This is a genomic window from uncultured Hymenobacter sp. (assembly GCF_964242765.1).
Classification (GTDB): domain Bacteria; phylum Bacteroidota; class Bacteroidia; order Cytophagales; family Hymenobacteraceae; genus Hymenobacter.
Genome location: NZ_CAXTBM010000058.1, coordinates 14,435 through 34,320 on the forward strand (window position 1 = coordinate 14,435; position 19,886 = coordinate 34,320).

13 protein-coding genes are annotated in these 19,886 nt (G+C 56.8%); 11 read left to right on the top strand and 2 right to left on the bottom strand.

The window, feature by feature from the left end:
* From paaC to ACFE7X_RS19865, 6 genes are all read left to right on the top strand, one after another.
* Positions 1 to 804, top strand: a complete 804-nt coding sequence (paaC, locus tag ACFE7X_RS19840; RefSeq protein WP_375437432.1) for a 1,2-phenylacetyl-CoA epoxidase subunit PaaC — start codon at positions 1 to 3, stop codon at positions 802 to 804.
* Positions 798 to 1,307, top strand: a complete 510-nt coding sequence (paaD, locus tag ACFE7X_RS19845; protein ID WP_375437433.1) for a 1,2-phenylacetyl-CoA epoxidase subunit PaaD — start codon at positions 798 to 800, stop codon at positions 1,305 to 1,307. The genes paaC and paaD overlap by 7 nt, the downstream gene beginning before the upstream one ends.
* 74 nt (positions 1,308 to 1,381) lie before the next feature.
* Entirely contained in the window at positions 1,382 to 2,167 is a 786-nt protein-coding gene (locus ACFE7X_RS19850) for an enoyl-CoA hydratase-related protein (protein WP_375437434.1), read from the top strand.
* Complete coding sequence (locus tag ACFE7X_RS19855) at positions 2,164 to 3,321, top strand: 3-hydroxyacyl-CoA dehydrogenase NAD-binding domain-containing protein (RefSeq protein WP_375437435.1); 1,158 nt, start codon at positions 2,164 to 2,166, stop codon at positions 3,319 to 3,321. The genes ACFE7X_RS19850 and ACFE7X_RS19855 overlap by 4 nt, the downstream gene beginning before the upstream one ends.
* Positions 3,322 to 3,585: 264 nt before the next feature.
* The gene (gene paaZ / locus ACFE7X_RS19860; RefSeq protein WP_375437436.1) at positions 3,586 to 5,637 is read left to right on the top strand and encodes a phenylacetic acid degradation bifunctional protein PaaZ; all 2,052 of its coding nucleotides are present in this window, start codon (positions 3,586 to 3,588) and stop codon (positions 5,635 to 5,637) included.
* A gap of 99 nt (positions 5,638 to 5,736) precedes the next feature.
* Complete coding sequence (locus tag ACFE7X_RS19865; RefSeq protein WP_375437437.1) at positions 5,737 to 6,510, top strand: enoyl-CoA hydratase/isomerase family protein; 774 nt, start codon at positions 5,737 to 5,739, stop codon at positions 6,508 to 6,510.
* Positions 6,511 to 6,524: 14 nt separating this feature from the next.
* On the opposite strand, the gene ACFE7X_RS19870 is transcribed toward ACFE7X_RS19865, so the two are convergent.
* Entirely contained in the window at positions 6,525 to 7,313 is a 789-nt protein-coding gene (locus tag ACFE7X_RS19870; RefSeq protein WP_375437438.1) for an NUDIX domain-containing protein, read from the bottom strand.
* Positions 7,314 to 8,043: 730 nt separating this feature from the next.
* On the opposite strand from ACFE7X_RS19870, the gene ACFE7X_RS19875 reads away from it, so the two are divergent.
* The 4 genes from ACFE7X_RS19875 (at position 8,044) to ACFE7X_RS19890 (ending at position 17,307) form a co-directional block, all read left to right on the top strand.
* On the top strand, positions 8,044 to 11,283 hold the full coding sequence (locus ACFE7X_RS19875; protein WP_375437439.1) for a SusC/RagA family TonB-linked outer membrane protein: 3,240 nt from the start codon (positions 8,044 to 8,046) through the stop codon (positions 11,281 to 11,283).
* 76 nt (positions 11,284 to 11,359) lie between these two features.
* Positions 11,360 to 12,859: a RagB/SusD family nutrient uptake outer membrane protein gene (locus ACFE7X_RS19880; RefSeq protein WP_375437440.1), complete on the top strand. Its 1,500-nt coding sequence runs from the start codon at positions 11,360 to 11,362 to the stop codon at positions 12,857 to 12,859.
* A gap of 227 nt (positions 12,860 to 13,086) precedes the next feature.
* The gene (locus tag ACFE7X_RS19885) at positions 13,087 to 15,504 is read left to right on the top strand and encodes a glycoside hydrolase family 3 C-terminal domain-containing protein (RefSeq protein ID WP_375437441.1); all 2,418 of its coding nucleotides are present in this window, start codon (positions 13,087 to 13,089) and stop codon (positions 15,502 to 15,504) included.
* Positions 15,505 to 15,660: 156 nt separating this feature from the next.
* The gene (locus ACFE7X_RS19890) at positions 15,661 to 17,307 is read left to right on the top strand and encodes a carboxylesterase/lipase family protein (protein ID WP_375437442.1); all 1,647 of its coding nucleotides are present in this window, start codon (positions 15,661 to 15,663) and stop codon (positions 17,305 to 17,307) included.
* 137 nt (positions 17,308 to 17,444) lie between these two features.
* Here the strand turns inward: ACFE7X_RS19890 and ACFE7X_RS19895 are convergent, their stop codons facing one another.
* A complete protein-coding gene (locus ACFE7X_RS19895; RefSeq protein ID WP_375437443.1) occupies positions 17,445 to 18,503 on the bottom strand; it encodes a glycosyltransferase family protein in 1,059 nt (352 codons plus the stop codon).
* A 301-nt stretch (positions 18,504 to 18,804) separates the two neighbouring features.
* Here ACFE7X_RS19895 and ACFE7X_RS19900 point away from each other — a divergent pair, with 301 nt between their 5' ends.
* The gene (locus ACFE7X_RS19900) at positions 18,805 to 19,725 is read left to right on the top strand and encodes a hypothetical protein (RefSeq protein WP_375437444.1); all 921 of its coding nucleotides are present in this window, start codon (positions 18,805 to 18,807) and stop codon (positions 19,723 to 19,725) included.
* The last annotated feature ends 161 nt before the right edge of the window (positions 19,726 to 19,886 follow it).

Sequence of the window (19,886 nt, forward strand, 5' to 3'; positions counted from 1 at the left end):
ATGCAAGTCGCCCCATCCGACACCACTGCATTGAGTACCTACTCGCCTGAGGTGCGCCAACACGTATTTCGTTATGTACTGCAACTAGCTGATACCAGCCTGCTTCTGGGCCACCGCCTCTCGGAATGGTGTGGGCACGGGCCGATTCTGGAGCAGGATTTGGCCATGGCGAATATCGCGCTGGACTTGCTGGGCGAAACCCGCAGCCTCTACCAGTACGCCGCCGAGCTGGAAGGCAAAGGCCGCACCGAAGACGACCTTGCCTTTCTGCGTACTGCCACCGAGTACCGAAATCCGCTGCTGGTAGAGCAGCCCAACGGTGATTTCGCCGACACCATAACGCGGCAGTTTCTGTTCGACAATTTCCACTTTCACTTCCTGCAACAGCTGCAAACCAGCCCCGACGAACGATTGGCGGCCATTGCCGAAAAGTCGTGGAAGGAGGCGGCTTACCACCTCAAATGGAGTTCGGAGTGGATAATCCGGCTAGGCGACGGAACCGACGAAAGCCGCCGGCGCCTGGATAAGGCCTTGGCTACGTTGTGGCGCTACTCCGGCGAGCTAACCACGCCCACGGCCACCGAGCAAGCCTTGCAAGCCTTGGGCATCATTCCTGATTACGCCGCCTTGCAGGGCAGTATGACCGCGCATGTAGCGAAGGTGTTTGCGGAAGCTACCTTGGCTATACCGCAGGAGGCGTATATGCAGCGCGGAGGCAAAGAAGGACGGCACTCCGAGCACCTTGGCTACATTCTAACTGAGTTGCAATACATGCAGCGTACTTATCCGGGCATGACATGGTAGCAACACAGGCGCCCACTGAGGAGCGTATCTGGCAGCTGTTGGAAGAGGTGTCGGACCCGGAGGTGCCCGTACTTAGCATCCTGGATTTGGGCATTGTTCGCACCGTGCAAGTGCAGGACCAAGCCGTAACGGTGACCATCACGCCCACCTATTCGGGGTGCCCGGCCATGAACACCATTGCCACCGATATCCGACTGCGGCTGTTGGCCGAGGGTATTTCGCAGGTCACCATCCACAACCAGCTTAGCCCCGCCTGGACCACCGATTGGATGTCGCAAGCCGGGCGCGACAAGCTGGAAGCCTATGGAATTGCTCCGCCTGTAGATGGTACGGCTACCGGTCATTTGCTCAACCTGTTCGGTAAGGATACGGCCGTGCGCTGCCCACTTTGCAAGTCCGAGCACACCCATCTAGTCAGTCAATTCGGCTCGACGGCCTGCAAAGCCTTCTATCAGTGCGACGACTGCCACGAGCCGTTCGATTACTTCAAGTGCCATAGCTGATACGCATTCTATGATTAGAGTTAGAAGCTCTCTTTCTAATTCTTTACTCTAATCCTTGAAATCACCCTCTCTCCATGCCCGATTCCAACTCGCTGATTTTCTCTTTAGAAGCTGGTATAGCCACTATCCGGCTCAACCGCCCCGATGTGTTCAATAGCATCAACAAGCCATTGGCGTTGGCGTTGCAGCAGCGTTTGCGTGAATGCAAGGAGGATGCGACGGTGCGGACGGTACTGCTGACGGGTACTGGCAAGGCCTTTTGCGCTGGTCAGGATTTGGCGGAAATTACTGATCCGAGCAGCCCGGGAGTGTCAGAGATTGTGGAGCAGCATTACAACCCGATTGTGTTGCTGATTCGGGAGTTGGATAAGCCGGTGGTGGCCGCTGTAAATGGCGTAGCGGCGGGCGCGGGCGCCAACATTGCGCTGGCCTGTGACTTGGTAGTGGCCAAGGAATCGGCTTCGTTTATTCAGGCCTTTAGCAAGATTGGGCTGATTCCGGATAGCGGCGGCACTTATTTCCTGCCCCGCCTCATTGGCATGCAGCGCGCCACAGCGCTGATGATGACTGGTGATAAAGTAAGCGCCTCGGAAGCCGAGCAAATGGGCATGATCTACAAGGCCATTCCAGACGAAAATTTCGATAACGAAGTAGTAGCGTTGGTGGTCAAGCTGGCCGCTATGCCCACCAAGGGCCTGGCCTACACCAAACAGTTGCTCAACGCCTCGTTTCATAACAGTCTGGAACAGCAGCTCCGCTGCGAGGCCGACTACCAATACCGCGCGGGCCATACCACCGATTACCGCGAGGGCGTGTCGGCTTTCATAGAAAAACGCAAACCAACCTTCACCGGCGAATGATTATCGGCATTATTGGCAGCGGCGCTATGGGAGCGGGCATTGCGCAGGTAGTAGCCACGGCCGGCCATACGGTGCGCCTACTCGACCAGAACGCCGAGGCTCTGCAACGCGCCAGTCAATCTATTGAAACGAACCTGCGCAAACTAACTGAAAAGGGCAAGCTTACTGCTGCTGCCGCCGAAGCTGCTCTCGCTCGGCTGCACCCAACTGGTGCTATCCAGCAGTTCACTGACTGCGAATTGGTGCTAGAAGCAGTGGTGGAAGATCTGGCGGTGAAGCAGCAGCTATTCCGAGAGCTGGAAAGCATTGTCTCCGCGGACTGCGTGCTGGCCAGCAATACGTCCTCGCTGTCTGTTACTGCCATTGCGGCAGCGTGCCAGCACCCAGAGCGTTTCATCGGCATCCATTTTTTCAATCCGGCCCCGTTGATGCAGCTCGTGGAAGTAATTCCCGCCATTCAAACCAAAGCCGGACTGGCAACGGAAGTACGAGACTTGGTTGCGAGTTGGGGGAAACTGCCAGTGCTAGCCAAGGACACGCCGGGCTTCATCGTGAACCGGGTGGCGCGGCCGTTCTACGGCGAGGCCATTCGCATCCTCGAAGAAGGCCTTGCCGATATGGCCACCATCGACTGGGCACTAACCGAGCTAGGCGGCTTCCGCATGGGACCGTTCACGCTCATGGACTTTATCGGCCACGACGTGAACTATCGAGTTACAGAATCGGTGTTTACGGCCTTCTTCTTTGATCCGCGCTACAAGCCTTCCTTCACGCAGAAGCGGCTATTTGAAGCCGGCTACTATGGCCGCAAAGCCGGTCGCGGCTTTTATAGCTACGCCCCGGATGCCGTGTTGCCCGAGCCCAACCGCGACGCAGCCTTAGGTTACACCATCCTGCACCGCGTGTTGGCCATGCTCATCAACGAAGCAGCCGATGCGCTAGCCCTGAACGTAGCCTCCCGCGACGACCTGGAGCTAGCCATGACCAAGGGCGTCAACTACCCCAAAGGCTTGCTGGCTTGGGCCGACGAACTAGGTATAGCTGAAGTGCTTGACATGCTCGACAACCTCTACGCCGAATACCACGAAGACCGGTACCGCGCCAGTGCCCTGTTGCGCCGCATGGTTCGGGAACGACAACACTTTTTTATTTAGAGCTGAGAGGCCATTTAGGTTAACGAATCAGTGGGCGAACGATGTAGAGACGTGACACTTCGCGTCTCGGCGTTGCTGACGTTGTTTAGCAAGAGCGGTACCAGTCGTTCAACGACGCGACGCGAAGTGTCGCGTCTCCACATCGTTCAAGGGCATTGGATGTTTAATCTTATCTAGATTCTCACCTTCTCACTGCACAACTCTCAGTTCTCATCTCTCACTTCTACTATCTCAGCTCCAACACCTTAGCTCTAAATCCTACCCATGACTCCCACGCTTGAAAATTACGCCCTCGGCCGCTGGGTTGCCGGTACGGGCCAGCAACAAGAACTCTACGATGCGAGTACCGGCGACGTAATTGCCACGGCCAGTAGCAACGGCCTCGACTATGCCGAAATGATGCATTACGCGCGCAGCAAAGGCAACAAGGCCCTGCGCAGGCTTACGTTTCATGAGCGCGGCCGGATGATAAAGGCCCTGGCCCTGTATCTGGACAGCAAAAAGGAAGATTTCTACACGCTCAGCTACCGCAGCGGTGCCACCCGCGCCGACTCCTGGATTGACATTGAAGGCGGCATTGGCAACCTCTTCGCCAATGCTTCCTTGCGCCGCAAGTTTCCAAACAAGCCTTTCTATGTGGACGGCGACCCGATTGCGCTGTCGAAGGGTGGCAATTTTATCGGGCATCATATCATGGTACCCAAAGAAGGTGTAGCGGTACACATCAATGCCTACAACTTCCCTATTTGGGGCATGTTGGAGAAGATTGCCGTGAACTTGCTGGCCGGCATGCCCGCCATTGTGAAACCGGCGGTGCCAACAGCTTACCTAACCGAAGCGGTGGTGCGCGAAATTGTTGCTTCCAAGATTTTGCCCGAAGGTGCTTTACAACTGGTATGCGGTTCGGGCGAGGGCATTTTGGATCATGTCACGTACCAGGATGTGGTGACGTTCACGGGCTCCGCGGAAACGGGCCGCAAATTGAAAGCTCACCCGCGCATTCTGGCCGAGGCCGTGCCATTCAATATGGAAGCCGATTCGTTGAACTCGGCGGTGCTGGGTCCGGATGCGGTGCCGGGCACCGTGGAATTCGACTTGTTTATCAAGGAGGTGCGTAAAGAAATGACCGCCAAGGCCGGCCAAAAATGCACTGCTATTCGCCGCGTCATCGTGCCCGAGAACTTACTTGAAGACGTGCAGATTGCGCTGGGCAAGGCTTTGGCCCAAACTACCGTGGGGCACCCACAGGCCGAAGGGGTGCGGATGGGCGCGCTGGTCGGCATGGCGCAGGTGCAGAAAGTGCGGCAGCAAGTGCAGGAGCTCGCCAAAAACACGCCCATTGTATACGGCGACCTAGACAACGTGCAGGTTATCGGGGGCAACTGCAAAGTCGGCGCGTTTATGTCGCCCATCGTGCTGCTCAACTCCGAGCCGTTCCGCTTCACTGATACGCACGAAGTAGAAGCCTTCGGGCCGGTGGCAACGCTGATGCCTTACCACGACGTAGACGAAGCCATTACGTTGGCGAATATGGGCAAAGGCTCGCTGGTGTGTTCGGTTGCCACCTCTGATCCACGCACGGCGCAGGAGTTCGTACTGGGCGCCGCCACGCACCACGGCCGGATTCTGGTCCTCAACGAGGAAGTAGCCAAGGAAAGCACCGGGCACGGCTCTCCCCTACCCCTGCTCATCCACGGCGGCCCCGGTCGGGCTGGTGGCGGGCAGGAAATGGGCGGCATGCGCGGTGTCGAGCATTTCATGCAGCGGGTCGCTATTCAAGGCTCGCCAAGCATGATTACGGCCATTACGGAAGTGTATCAGCAGAATGCCCGGCAGAGCGAGAAAGACAAGCACCCGTTCCAGCACTACTTCGAGGAACTGGAAATCGGGCAAACCTACGTCACCCACAAGCACACCGTCACGGAAGCCGACATCAGCAACTTCGCCAACGTGTCGGGCGACAATTTCTATGCGCACGTAGATGCTACTTCCTTGGAAGGCACACTCTTTACGGGGCGTGTGGCGCACGGCTACTACATTTTAGCGAAAGCCGCCGGTATGTTCGTGGACCCGCGCAAAGGGCCGGTGCTGCTCAACTATGGCCTCGATGAGTGCCGCTTCACCAAGCCCGTGTACCCCGGCACCACCATCGGCGTCAAGCTTACGGTGAAAGAAAAGGTAGACCAAGAAAAGCGCGACGAAACCGACGTGGCCAAAGGCATCGTCCGCTGGCTGGTCGACGTGACCGATGAAACCAGCGAAACCGTAGCCATAGCCACAATTCTGACGATGGTCAAGAAGAAAGATCAAAGCTAATTCTCCTTTTCCTACCTGTCATCCTGAGCGCCGGAAAGAACGTTGCCTTCCAGGATGCCAGATTAAGGTGACAGCACTTTCCCAGTTACTGCTCCCCGAATGACCTCAACAACCCTAACCGCCGGCAAAGTAGAAGTTGCCACTGATGCGCACGGCATCACGACCATTACGTTTTTTCACCCTGCTCACAACTCTCTGCCTAGCCGCGTCCTGACCGATCTAGCCGATTCCATTCGCCGGTTTGGGCAGGACGAGCAAACCAAGGTTATCGTTCTAAAAAGTGGCGGTGACCGTACTTTTTGCGCTGGCGCCAGCTTCGATGAACTGCAAATCATCGAGACCAAAGAGCAGGGGCTGGAATTCTTCTCGGGCTTTGCCAAGGTGATCAATGCCTGCCGCACTTCCCCTAAAATCATTATTGGGCGGGTGCAGGGCAAAGCTGTAGGGGGCGGCGTGGGCGTAGCGGCAGCCACTGATTACTGCTTTGCCACCACGCAGGCCGCTATCAAGCTCAGCGAGCTAGCGGTAGGTATCGGGCCGTTTGTGGTAGGGCCGGCGGTAGAACGCAAAATTGGCACGGCTGCTTACCAGCAACTAGCCCTCGATGCCACCGAGTTTAGGTCGGCTGCATGGGCGCGCGACAAAGGCCTGTACGCCGAGCTGTTCGACGACCTAGAATCGTTGGATACGGCGGTTCATACCTTTGCCGTGAAACTAGCAGCGTATGCCCCCGATGCGTTACAAGCCCTAAAACAAGTGTTCTGGGAAGGCACCGAGCATTGGGACACCTTGCTGTTGGAGCGGGCGGCTATCAGCGGCACCCTGGTGCTATCCGACTTCACGCGCAACGTCATCCAGAAAACAAAGAGTTGAGATTGTAAGCCCAGTCAGAAACCTAACATGGCACCTTCCTCTAGCGCCCGGTGGTAGTTTTCGGTGTCGAATTCATAGAGAAAGGGCGAACGGTGCGGACCTATCTTCTTTTGCTCGGCAAGCTGCCTGATCAAGCCTAGCGTCAGAAGCTTTTTGCGGAAGTTGCGGCGGTCAAATTGCCGGCCCAGGATGGTTTCGTAGAGGGCATGGATTTCCGGCAACGTGAATTTTTCGGGCAACAGATTGTAGCCGATAGGTTGCTGATACATTTGACCACGCAGCGTTAGCAGGGCGGTTTCAATGATTTCCTCGTGGTCGAAGAGCAGGGAGGGAATATCACTGACATCCCGCCAACAATATTCATCGATCAGAAACTCGGGCTTTATAACCACATCCAGGTAGTCGACCAAAGCATAGTAGCCGATTGATAACGTGCGCTCGGCCAACCAGTTATTCTGGTCGATTGTGACGTTCACTTTGGAATAGGTGACGTTGTGGACTTGCTGCGCCCCTAGCTCGTTGAGCCGCGTAGGACTGTCGCCGAAGATATGGAACTGCCGCAGGAATAGATCATTGAGCTGCGTTTTATCGGTTAAGATGCGGTTAGCAGCTTGCGTCAAGGTTTCATTCCTGGCAATAAAGCCGCCTGGCAAGCTCCATTTGGTGTGCGCGTGGTAGCGAATCAGCAGGATTTTGAGTTGGTGCTCATGGTAGCCGAAAATGACGCAGTCGATAGATAGGTGCGGCAAGTAGCGCTCGTGGCCGTTATGAACAAAGTCCAGGACATCGTGGGTAGTGTTCATAGGCTTGAAAATTTATTGCGTAAAATACACGTATTAGAAAAAAATTCCTACATTTAATCTGCCGATAATACACATTCAGTCTCTGTAAATACAAAGAGAAGTTCACTGCCCGTTATCAGCAGCGCCCTAATTCCTTTAATTCCCACCTTTACTGATATCTGTATGCTAAGTTGGTACAGAAGTAATACACGGTATACGTTGGCTTTTTACGGTCGGCCTCCGATGCAAACGATTGCAAATAATGCAGTGGCTATGCTTTCAAGCAAGCCGCGCTATGTGGGTGCTGAATAGTAAACTCGGGTTGCGGCACGTGCTGCCACGCCATGAATCTTTATTCTTTTAGGGTCTAGCAGCCTAGCAGGCCTTTATACTAGTATGGTCGTCGCAGCGGCCTTTCACTAAGCCGATCTTCCTACTTCGATTTTCTGCTGCTACCCGGTGCTACTGCTTCGGGTGCTGTTCTAGCGCACTCCTGCCCTTGTTGCCAGTGGCCTTTTCGGCTAGGTAACGCAACACCCTTTTGCATTTTCAGTTGGTGCCTTATAACTCCAAATAGGAGGTTAACGGCTCTTCTGTTCCGGGTAGTTTCCATTCACTGGTTTCTGGCTGATCAGGCAACTGTAAACAAATCATCCTCACGTTTCTGCTTTCATTCCTATTTGCCGAATTGGCTTTTAGGCGGCCGAGCTATTCTTCTGCTCTCTTATTTTCCATTCTTACCCTTTTTCATATGCTGCCATCTTCTTACAAAAATCTGCTCCTGCGCAGTGCGGTGCTGCTTACTGCCAGCGAATTGCAAGCATTTGTATTACCAGCCGCCGCCCGCTCAAAAGACGAAGCGCCGGGAGCCACTCTACCGGCTAGCGTAGCCGATGTACGCGTGGGGGGCCGCGTCCTGACTGCAACGGGCGAGGCGCTACCGGGCGTTACGGTGGTCGTTAAAGGAAGCTCAACAGGCACCAGCACCGACGCCACCGGGGCTTACAGCCTGGATGTACCGGAAGGGGGCACGCTGGTGTTCAGCTACGTAGGCTACATCCGCAAGGAAGTGCCCGTTACTGGGGCCAGCACGGCGCTGGACGTGACGCTGAGCGAGGACAAGCAAGCCCTGAAGGAGGTGGTAGTGGTTGGCTACGGTACGCAGGAACGCGCTAGTGTGACGGGCGCCGTAGCGTCGGTATCGGGGCGCGAAATTGCGGCGCAGCCCGTTGCTGATGCGGCGCAGGCTATTCAGGGCCGCGCGGCGGGGGTGCAGGTGGTATCCAACTCGGGGGCTCCGGGCGGTACGGGCGGCACATCTATCCGGGTGCGCGGCATCACCTCGGCCGGCGACAACAACCCGCTGTACGTGGTGGATGGCTTTCCGCTGCCGCCCGGCGACGATAGTGCCCTGAACTCCATCAACCCCAACGATATTGAGAGCGTGGACGTGCTGAAAGACGCTTCGGCTACGGCTATTTATGGGGTGCGAGCTGCCAACGGCGTGGTCATCATCACCACCAAGCGCGGCAAAGCGGGTACCTCTTCCATTAATTTGGATGCGTACGCGGGGGTGCAGCAAGTATGGCGCAAGATTCCGATGCTCAACGCCCAAGAATTTGCGACTATCAACAACGAAGGACGCAATGCTTCCAACGCGCAAGGCCTCACGACGCCCGCGCTTACGTTGATTCCGGCTTATGCCAACCCGGCTTCGCTAGGCGAGGGCACCGACTGGCTAGACGAAATTTTTCGCACCGCTAAAATCCAGAACTACAACCTCTCGGCGCTGGGCGGCAGCGAAAAAGCCCGCTACGCGGTTAGCGCCGGCTATTTTCAGCAGGACGGCACCATTATCGGGTCGGCTTTTCAGCGCTTCACGCTCCGGGCCAACGGTGATGTGCAGCTCAACAAGATCTTGAAGATTGGCAACAGTTTGGCGCTGACCCACTCGGAAGCCCGCCAGGAGAACTCAGCCAACAACGAGTTCAGCGGCGTTATTCAGCTGGCGTTGCAGGCCCCGCCCACGGCGCCGGCCTACCGGCCCGATGGCAGCTTCTACGAATTTACGAGCGCCGACAACTACGGCGAAGAAAACCCCGTGACGGCGGCCCTGCGGCCCAACATCAGAAACACGCGCAACCGAGTGGTTACCACGTTTTTCGCCGAACTGGAGCCGCTGCCGGGTTTGCGCATCCGCAGCAACGTGGGCGCCGACTTGCTGTTCGACCAGCGGGATGCCTTCTTCCCGTCCATTCAAGGCTCGTCGAAGTACCCAACCAGCCAATCAAGCCTAACCAGCAGTTCCAACTACAACCCGAGCTACCTCATCGAAAACACGGTGACGTACGACAAGTTGATTGCCGGCAAACACCAGGTGACAGTTCTGGCTGGTCAGTCGGCTCAGCAGTTCAATACCAGCTTCCTGAGCGCCAGCCGCACAGGCTACACCAGCAACAATTTGCAGGTAATTGAGCGCGGCCCAATCAACTCCCAGATTGCCAACAACGGCGGCAATGCGCAGGCACGTCTGGCCAGCTACTTTGGCCGGGTGAACTACGAATTTGCGGGCAAATACTTGTTCCAAGCCATTGCGCGCTACGATGGTTCTTCGGCTTTCGCGCCCGGCAACTCGTTCGGCTTCTTCCCGGGGGTGTCGGCGGGCTGGCGCTTGTCGGAGGAAAACTTCCTGAAAGATTTTAGCTCGGTCAGCAACCTGAAAATCAGGGTGGGCTACGGCCGGGTAGGCAACCCCAACAATGCCGGCACTTTTGCTTACCTGTCTCTGATTAACTCCAACCTCAACTCTTCTACCTCTGGCGTGGGCTCTTACACGCCCGGTACGGCGTATGTGTTCGGTTCGGGGGTTCAAAACCTGGTGAATGGGGCCTCCCCTACCCGCCTGAGTAACCCCAATCTGCAATGGGAAGAAAACACGCAAACCAACGTTGGGGTTGACGTCGGCTTGTTTCAGAACCGGGTGCAGGCTACAGTTGACTTATACACCCGGAAGTCGCCTAACCTGATTGCCTCGGTGCCGGTGACCTACACCTCCGGCACCAGCGAAAACATCAACACCAACGCGGCTTCTGCCACCAACAAAGGCTTGGACCTGGCCATCACGACCAACAACTTCGTGAACACCGAAAACGGGTTCACCTGGACCACTACCCTCAACTTCTCGACCTACAAAAACGAGTTGCAGTCGCTGGGAGCTGGTCAGCCGTTCTTCGGGCAGGGTACGCGGGGCGGTGCCAGCTTGGTGCGGTACGCGGCCGGCGTGCCCTTTGGCTCGTTCTACGGCTTCGTCGCCGATGGCCTGATTCAGACCGACGAAGAGCTGCGGGCGTTGAATGCCGCCGCTGCCACCGCATCCAATGGCCTGAACACGTTCTACCAAACGTCGGGCACTCGCGCCGGTGACATCAAATTCCGGGATATCAACGGGGACGGGGTGGTTAACAACCAGGACCAGACCTACATGGGGGACCCGAACCCGGACTTCACGTACGGCCTCACCAACAACTTCACTTATAGAGGTTTCGACCTGAACGTGTTTTTGCAAGGCTCGCAGGGCAACGACGTGTACAACCTGAACCGTTACTACACGGAAGGCGGTATCTACGGCTCTTCCAATGCCAGCACCCTGGTGCTGGATCGGTGGACCGGACCAGGCACCAGCAACGACATTCCGCGGGCCATTACCGGCGACCCAAACCAGAATCTGCGCGTTTCCAGCCACTACGTAGAGGACGGCTCCTACATGCGCATCAAGCTCCTGACCTTGGGCTACACGCTGCCCGCTACCTTGCTCAACCGCATTTCGGCGCAGCGCATTCGGGTGTACGTAAGCAGCCAAAACCTGCTGACCGTGACCAAGTACGACGGCTTCGACCCGGAACTAGGCAACCAGGGTGGCAGCTTCGGCATCGACCGGGGTATCTATCCGCAGGCCCGCGTGTTTTTGGCGGGTCTTAATATCGGTTTCTAACACTTGATGCGCCCGCCGTGCGGCTGGCTTGCCAGCAACGCCGCGGCCGGCTACTTACTTCCCAACGACTACTATCATGAAAAATAAAAAGCCCCTTTACGCTGCACTACTCACACTCGGCCTAACGGCCGGCTGCTCGGAGGATTATCTGGACCTAGATCCTCGGAACGCCTCTACGGTCGAAAACTTCTATAAAACCGAAACCGACGCCCAGCTGGCTACCAACGCGGTGTACTCGCAGCTCAACCAAAGCGGCATGTTCAACTACTCGCTGTGGGCCATCGGCGACGTGATGTCCGACAATTCATTCCTCGGCGGCGGGGGCGCTGCTGATGGTATCGAGTTTCAGCAGCTCGACAACTTCACCATGACGTCTACTAATCCGCTCACTACCACGCACTGGCAGCGGGCCTACCTGGGTATCGGCCAGGCCAACCAGGTGTTGCAGCGCGTGCCGGGCATCACGTTCACCACTGCCAATGCCCCGATACAGAACCAATATCTTGGGGAAGCGGCATTTTTGCGGGCCTTGTACTACTTCTATCTCGTGCGGGCCTTCGGGGATGTGCCGTTGGTGCTTACGCCGGCCGCCACCACCGCCGATGTAGCTGGCCTGAGCCGTACCCCCATTGCGCAGGTGTACGAGCAGATCGTTAAGGACCTGAACGACGCCATTACCAAGCTCCCCAACTCTTACACCGGTGACAACCTGGGCCGGGCCACCAAATGGTCGGCTACGGCGCTGCTGGCGAAAGTATACCTGACGCAAGGCAACAAAATGGCGGATGCCGCTACGCAGGCGCGGTTAGTTATTGCGAATTCCGGCAAAACCCTGTGGCCGAACTTCGCCGACAATTTCAAGGTGGAAAACGAGAACGGCCAGGAGTCGCTCTTCGAAGTGCAGTTTAAGAGTGGCCTGAGCAGCTACACTACCGATGGGCCAGGCGCCTGCATGAACGAGTTCTGGGGAGCCCGCTTCTTTGGCAACCCCTACGTGGTGTCGTCGGGTGGCTACGGCTTCAACATTCCGGAAAAAGACTTGGTTGACAGCTACGAGGCCACCGACGCGCGCTTGGCGGCCACCATCTTCAAGCCCGGCGACCGGTACCCCGACGGCCAGATCCAGCCGGCTTCGCTCGTCGGCGACCCGCTGGGCTTCAATGTCCGCAAGTTCTTTGTGGGCACCGTGAACGTCAACAACTGGGATTCGCCGCTGAACGTGCCTGTTTTGCGCCTCTCGGAAATGTATTTGATTTTGGCGGAAGCAGTTGGGCCAACCCAGGAAGGTCTTGAAGCCATCAATAAAGTACGGCGCCGGGCGTACGGCCTGCCGATCAATTCGCCCTCGGCCAAAGACCTAACGGCCACGGCCAACTTCACTGATGCCGTTTTGGCGGAGCGCCGCCGCGAATTGGCCTTTGAGAACGACCGGTGGTACGACCTCAAGCGCACAAACAAACTGATTTCAACTATGCAGGCGCAGGGCAAACCCATTCAGGCGTTTCACACCTTGCTGCCAATTCCGCAGTCGGAAATCAACGTCAATAAGAATCTGACGCAGAATCCGGGTTACTAAGTGAAGTCGGGAGATGGTGCGTGCGGTGGGTTAGCTAAGAACCGCAAGCGCATTATCTTACTAAGCTCACTGTCCGACCACCTTACCAGTACGCCGGCGAAAGGTAATATCCAACAAGGGACGTTGCTTTTCCCGGCGTATGTGTTGGGCCTTACCCTGTGACTTACCTCCGGCAAGCGCCTACTTGAGGCAACTTTGGTGTTGCGTCTTTACCCTAATTCTCACTCATGAAGACACAACTATTTTCTTTCGCAGCCATGGCGGCACGGGCCTATTGGCTTCACAAACCGGCCTTGGTGAGCTTGCTACTGAGTGGTGGTTTCACGGCATCGGCCCAAACGGCTGGCGCTCCGCAACTTGGCAAGGCCACGCTGCAAGAAGTGGTGGCCGCCCTCACGCCCGAAGAAAAGGTGCAGCTAGTGGTAGGCATGGGCTTCTACCCCTCCGGCTTTCCTGAAGGCATGCTGCCGCCCGGCAACCCCGGCGACCGGGAAGTACCCGAAAAGGTACCCGGCGCGGCAGGGCGCACGCACGCCATTTCCCGCCTCGGCATTCCGTCCCTAACGCTATCCGACGGTCCGGCCGGCGTGCGAATAGACCCTATCCGGGGCCGCGACAGCACCAAAACCTACTACGCCACGGCGTTTCCGGTGGCCACGCTGCTGGCCTCGACTTGGGATGCGGCGCTGGTACGGAAGGTGGGCGTCGTGTTTGGCGAGGAAGTGCGCGATTTTGGCATCGATGTGCTGCTGGCACCCGGCATGAACATTCACCGCAACCCGCTCGGCGGCCGCAACTTCGAGTACTACTCCGAAGATCCGGTGGTAACGGGCCACATTGCCGCTGCCTTCGTCAACGGGGTGGAATCCAACGGCGTGGGCACGTCCATCAAGCACTTTGCTGTCAACAACCAGGAGTTCAACCGCATGCAGCTGAACTCCAAGGTAAGCGAGCGGGCCTTGCGGGAAATCTATTTAAAGGGCTTCCAGATTGCCGTTAAACAGGCGCAGCCCTGGACGGTGATGTCGTCGTACAACCTAGTCAACGGCACTTATACCTCGCAAAGCCCGGACTTGCTTAATACGCTCTTGCGCCAAGAGTGGGGCTTCAAAGGGCTCGTGATGACCGACTGGTACGGGGGTAAAAACCCGGTGGCGCAGCTAAAAGCCGGCAATGACTTGCTGATGCCGGGCATGCTGGTTCAAACGCAGGCTATCCTGGCCGCCCTCAAAGACGGCTCGTTGACTTCGCAAGAACTCGATGCCAACGTAACCCGGGTTTTGAACTTGGTATTGCTGTCGCCCACCTTCAAAGGCGTTAAATACTCTGATAAGCCCAACTTAAAACAGCACGCCACCGTTGCCCGAGCCGCGGCCGCCGAGGGAATGGTTCTGCTCGAAAACAAAGCAAAAACACTCCCGCTAGCCAAAGGCCAGAAAGTAGCGGCATTCGGCATTACCTCTTACAACCCCATTGCAGGTGGCACCGGCAGCGGCGACGTAAACAAAGCCTACGTTGTTTCTATAACCCAGGGCCTAACCAGCGCGGGGTTCACCGTTGTGGCGCCGCTGAGTGAGCTTTACACTCAATATTTAAAGGCTGAAAAAGCGAAGCTTCCCAAAACCAAAGGCTTGCTCGATCCCGCGCCCATTATTGCAGAAATGCCGATGGAGGCAACTGCTCTGCAACAGCAGGCTCAGCAGGCCGATGTGGCCTTACTCACCATCGGCCGCAGTGCTGGGGAAGGCGGCGACCGGAAAGTAGAGAATGACTTCACGCTAACTGCCGCCGAGCAAACCTTGCTCAAACAAGTTTCCACGGCCTTTCATGCCGCTGGCAAAAAGCTGGTAGTGGTGCTCAACGTGGGCGGCGTGGCCGAAGTAGCTAGTTGGCGCGGCCAAGCCGATGCTATCCTGCTGGCCTGGCAGCCCGGCCAAGAAGGCGGCCACGCCGTAGCCGATATCTTGCGCGGCAGCGTATCGCCTTCCGGTAAACTGGCCACGACGTTCCCCGTTGCTTATCAGGATGTACCTTACGCCAGCAACTTTCCGGGCAAAGAGCTAGCCACGGCAGGCGCCGCCCCCGGTGACAATCCTTTGATGGGCCGCGCCTCGGAAAACACCTACGAGGAAGGCATCTACGTGGGCTACCGCTACTACAATACTTTCAAGGTGAAGCCCGCCTACGAATTTGGGTACGGCTTATCGTACACCACTTTTGCTTTTGGGCCCTTGAAGCTAAGTGCTACCACCCTCACCGATAAAATTACGGCCACTCTGAGCGTGACCAACAAGGGCCTAGTGGCGGGCAAAGAAGTGGTACAACTCTACGTGGCAGCCCCCGCCGGTAAGCTCGATAAGCCGGAAAGCGAGTTGAAAGCCTTTGCCAAAACCAACCTGCTGCAACCCGGCCAATCCCAAACCCTCACCTTTACGCTAACCGCCGCCGACCTAGCCTCATTCGATACGGCCACCTCCGCCTGGGTTGCTGATGCAGGCACGTATCAAGTCAAGGCCGGAAGTTCTTCGTTGGACATCAAGCAAACCGCCTCTTTCAAAGTAGGGAAAGAAGTAGTAACGGAAAAAAGCCGTAAGCTGCTCGCGCCGCAACAGAAGTTCGAGGAAATGAAGTCGGCCCGAAAATAATCCAGGCTGTTCTTCGCAGCGACAGGCCATGCGGTTTGCACGCTACCTGCCATAGCTTAGATCAACCTCAAACGACGATGCTCCAACTATTGCGTCTCTGTGGCTTACTTACCGCTGAAAAGTATCTTCAAGGGCTTCTTAGGAAAACCACCACGTATGAAAACACTGCTTGTTATTTCTTTTCTGGCCCTGCAACTGGCGCCAGTAGCCATGGCGCAAACCTCGAAACCAACTGCGGCCTCGTCTGCTACCAACCGCGTGCAAACCGCCAACGGCCCGCTTGAGGGCACTGCGGCCCCGAGTGGCATTCGCATGTTCAAGGGTGTGCCCTACGCCGCTCCGCCGGTTGGGGAGTTCCGGTGGCGGGAGCCGCAGCCGGTAAAGAACTGGACGGCAGTGCGCCAAGCCAAGCAGTTTGGCCCGCGGGCAATGCAGCTGCCCCTGTTCGGCGACATGAACTTTCGCTCCGACGGCGTCAGCGAAGACTGCCTGTACCTGAACGTGTGGACACCCGCCAAAACCAGCAAAGAGCGGCTGCCCGTGTTGGTGTATTTCTACGGCGGCGGCTTTGTGGCCGGCGACGGCTCGGAGCCCCGCTACGACGGGGAAAGTTTGGCTCGCCGCGGCATCGTGACCGTGACGGTAAACTACCGGCTCGGCGTGTTCGGCTTCATGGCCCACCCCGAACTAACCAAAGAATCAACCCAGCATGCCTCGGGCAACTACGGCTTACTCGACCAAAGTGCAGCCCTTCGATGGGTGCAGCAGAATATTGCAGCCTTCGGCGGCGACCCCAAAAAGGTGACCATTGGGGGCGAATCGGCGGGCTCTTATTCTGTTAGCGCTCAAATGGCCTCGCCCCTGTCGAAAGGGCTGATTGCGGGTGCCATCGGCGAGAGCGGGTCGCTGCTGTCTTTGCAGCCTCCTACGGCTCTCGCGCAGGCCGAGCAAAACGGGGTCAGCTTCGCCTCGACGGTTGGGGCCACCTCGCTGGCGGCGCTCCGGGCACTGCCCGCCACGCAGTTGCTGGAAGCCACCGGCAAGCCCGGCGCACCACGCTTCTCCACCATCGTCGATGGGTACTTCTTCCCCAAATCCCCGGCCGAAATTTTCGCCGCGGGCCAGCAGGCGCATGTGCCGTTGCTGGTAGGCTGGAACTCGCAGGAAATGAATGCTGGCGCCGTGCTTGGCAAGGAAAAACCAACGCCCGAAACGTTCGCGCAGGCAGTTCAGAAGCTCTACGGGCCCCAGGCCAATGACGTACTGAAAGCCTACCCCGCTACCACTGAGGCCGAAGCCGAGCAAGCCGCCACCGACCTCGCCAGCGACCGGTTTATTGCCTACGGCACCTGGAAATGGGCCGAGGTGCACGGGCAAACCGGTGGCAAACCGGTCTACCGCTACCTCTACGCCCGTCCGCGCCCAGCCATGACGCCCGAGATGGGCAACGCCACGGCGGGCTTGGCGGGCGGCGTAGTGAAATCAACGGACCCAAACGCCCCGAAAGCCCCGCTGGCCCGCGGCGCCGTGCACTCCGCAGAAATCGAGTACGCCTTGGGCAACTTGGCTACCAACAAAGTGTACGCCTGGACGCCGGACGACTACAAAGTGTCGGAAACCATGCAGAGCTACTTCGCCAACTTCATCAAAACCAGCAACCCTAACGGCTCAGGTTTGCCCCAGTGGCCCGCAGCAAACGGTGGCAACGGCGTGCAAGTCATGCGCCTCGACGTGACAACCCGCGCCGAACCCGAGTTAAACCGAGCGCGCTACCTGCTTCTAGAGCAAACTGCTGCAAAGTAGCCCGGAGCTGGTTTAGTACTGAAAAGGTCCTGCAAATTGCTTTCTAAGTAGTTTGCAGGACCTTTTTCGTTGTAGAAACATACTGATTTTTGTTTGGCGCCAGCACGTCTCAATCAACGTAAGTGGCATAGACACCATCAGTCCAACAAGCCGGCTAAAACCTTAGCCAACTGCTGAAATAGCTCTTCGTTGCCGTTTTGGCTATAGCCAGCCAGCGCCGCTTCAAACCCGCTTAGGTCATACAGAAATGCTTTGATGTTGTCGGCCGTCAGGCTTGCGAAGTGGCGGCCGTAGCCCAGCTTGTTTACTTCAGCAGCGTTGAGGAACTGTTCGAATTGGGCGGGAATAGGAATGGCACAGATAGGCTTGCGCAAGTAGACCGCCTCGCTGATTAATGAGAAGCCACCGTTAGTTACCACGGCGCGGGCACTGGCCAAGTCATTAATAAAGCCTTGCTCACTAAAAGCTTTCAGCTGCACATTGCCGTGGCTTTCCTCTTTGTTGAAACCATACACCCGAAACTCCTGACTAGGCAGCCCTTGCAGCAACGGCACCAGGTTGCTTTGCGTGGTAGCCGACTGATACACCAACACATGCTCCCCTACGGTAGCCGGCGCCGCCAAAATTTCGGGGCGAATAATGGGTGGCACCAGCGTGGTATTGGGCTTGATGACGGGTAGCGAGAAAAACGTGGTAACAAAGTAATGCTGGCTGCGGGGCAGCTTTGCCCGCACAATCTGGCGTGCCAAGTCCAGATTGTCGCGCTCGGCGGCGGGTACGGCCACGTCCAACTGCGCCCGGCTGATAATCTGCATGTTGTCGATGCTGACAACGGGCAAGCCTTTCCACTTGGCAAAAAGGTAGCTGAACGACTCGAAATCGGACACCACCACGTCGAATTCCAGGCCGCGCAGCATTTCCCGGTACTTGCGAAAGTTGACAAGCAGATTCTCCGGGGCCGAGCGTAGCGTCAGGGCCGCCGTGCGCAACTTCGATACCGTTAGGCTTTTGTAGGCTAAGTGAAACCCGCGTATCTCGTGTACCCGGCCCGGAAACGTACGCGCCAGCAGTTGATAAGCCCGCGAGCTGCTCACTACGCAGACCTCATGCCTGGCTTCCAACAAATACTGGATAACTACTTTGCTGCGCGTTGCGTGCCCCATGCCTTCGCCTGGCACTCCGTATAGGATGTTCATTCGTTGAATAGTAACTGTTGAGATGGTGAAATAACGATTTCATTATGAAACGCAACCTCAACGCTAAACGAGAAAGGCTCCCTGGAATATGGACAATCAAGTTTACCGGTCGTTTGTACTCTCAAAACGTCCTGCCTTAGCTAGCGTCTGTCTATTCGGGAAAATGGCGGCAAGACCTCTTATTAAAAACAGAGAGCCAGAAAGACTCGCCAAGTTGTAGCGTTGCTTTAGGTACTTTCGGCCCGGTTTTGGTAAAACTTTATTTGTACCGGATTTCTCCGCTTTTTGCGCTTCTGTCTTTATGGCCTCATCTTTTCGTTTCAGCCGGCTAGTTCTCCTGTTCTCAGCCGCGGCTACTTTGCTTGTTGGTTCTTGCACCGCCCCGCGCACTATTGTGAGTTCGGGCAAGGTCACGCCCAAAGGGGAGTTCCGGGTCGGGGGCAACTTAGCGTTCAATGTTGCCAGCGAAACCATCAGTAAAACCGGATCGGCTCTAAAGTCGGCGGCGGCAGCAACTGCCAGCAAGGATACCGTGGGATACTCTGGCACTATCGACAACCTACAGATAGCGGCGTTGGCCTATGTGCTCGACCCAGTACGGCCTTCTTCCGACTTGTACGTGCGCTATGGAGCACTTGACCGACTTGATGTCGGCTACAAATACGCGTTTGGCTCGCACGTATTCGATGCGGCCTACCAGTTCCTGGGGCCAACTGGCAGCGTGGAACGCCCTGGTGGTCCGGCGGGAGCCAATTACGCCAGCATTGGGCTGCAATTTGCCACGCAACGCGCAAGTTTGCCAAGCTTGCCTTTTCTGGATGACATCAACGAAATCCTGGGCTTCCGGGCTACGCGCCATGATATCATTGTGCCGCTGGTATTCAGCCACTCATTTGGGGCCGAGGAAGAAATTGGAGCCATTTCCTACGGGATAGTATACACGCACACGTTTTTGCGCTATGGCTTCGAGCCAGGCCGCGTCTTCAATGGCAACGTGAAAGTGCCAGCGTTGCCACAGCAGAAAACCAACTTCCCTTCTTTCGGAGGCTTTGTGAATGCGAAAATAGGCTACCGCTATGCCTACATTATTCCTTCGCTGGGTATCTATTATCAGAACTATGGCACCTATCAGTTGCTTAACAACAAGAGTGCTAGCCTCAGCGGCCTAACCGTTGTGCCAAGCATCGGCCTGCAATTTCGGATTCCGTCGAGCCGGCAGTAAGCTGGTAGCAACGCCAAGCCCGGCTTCGCTGCCCCCGAAACGATGGTACTGTTTCGAGGGCAGCGAAGCCGGGCTTGGCGTTTGTGTTGCTTTATTCTTCCGGGTTCCGATTACCGCCATCCAAGTAGCCGGCGGTGAACACCCGATACTGGTCGAAAATC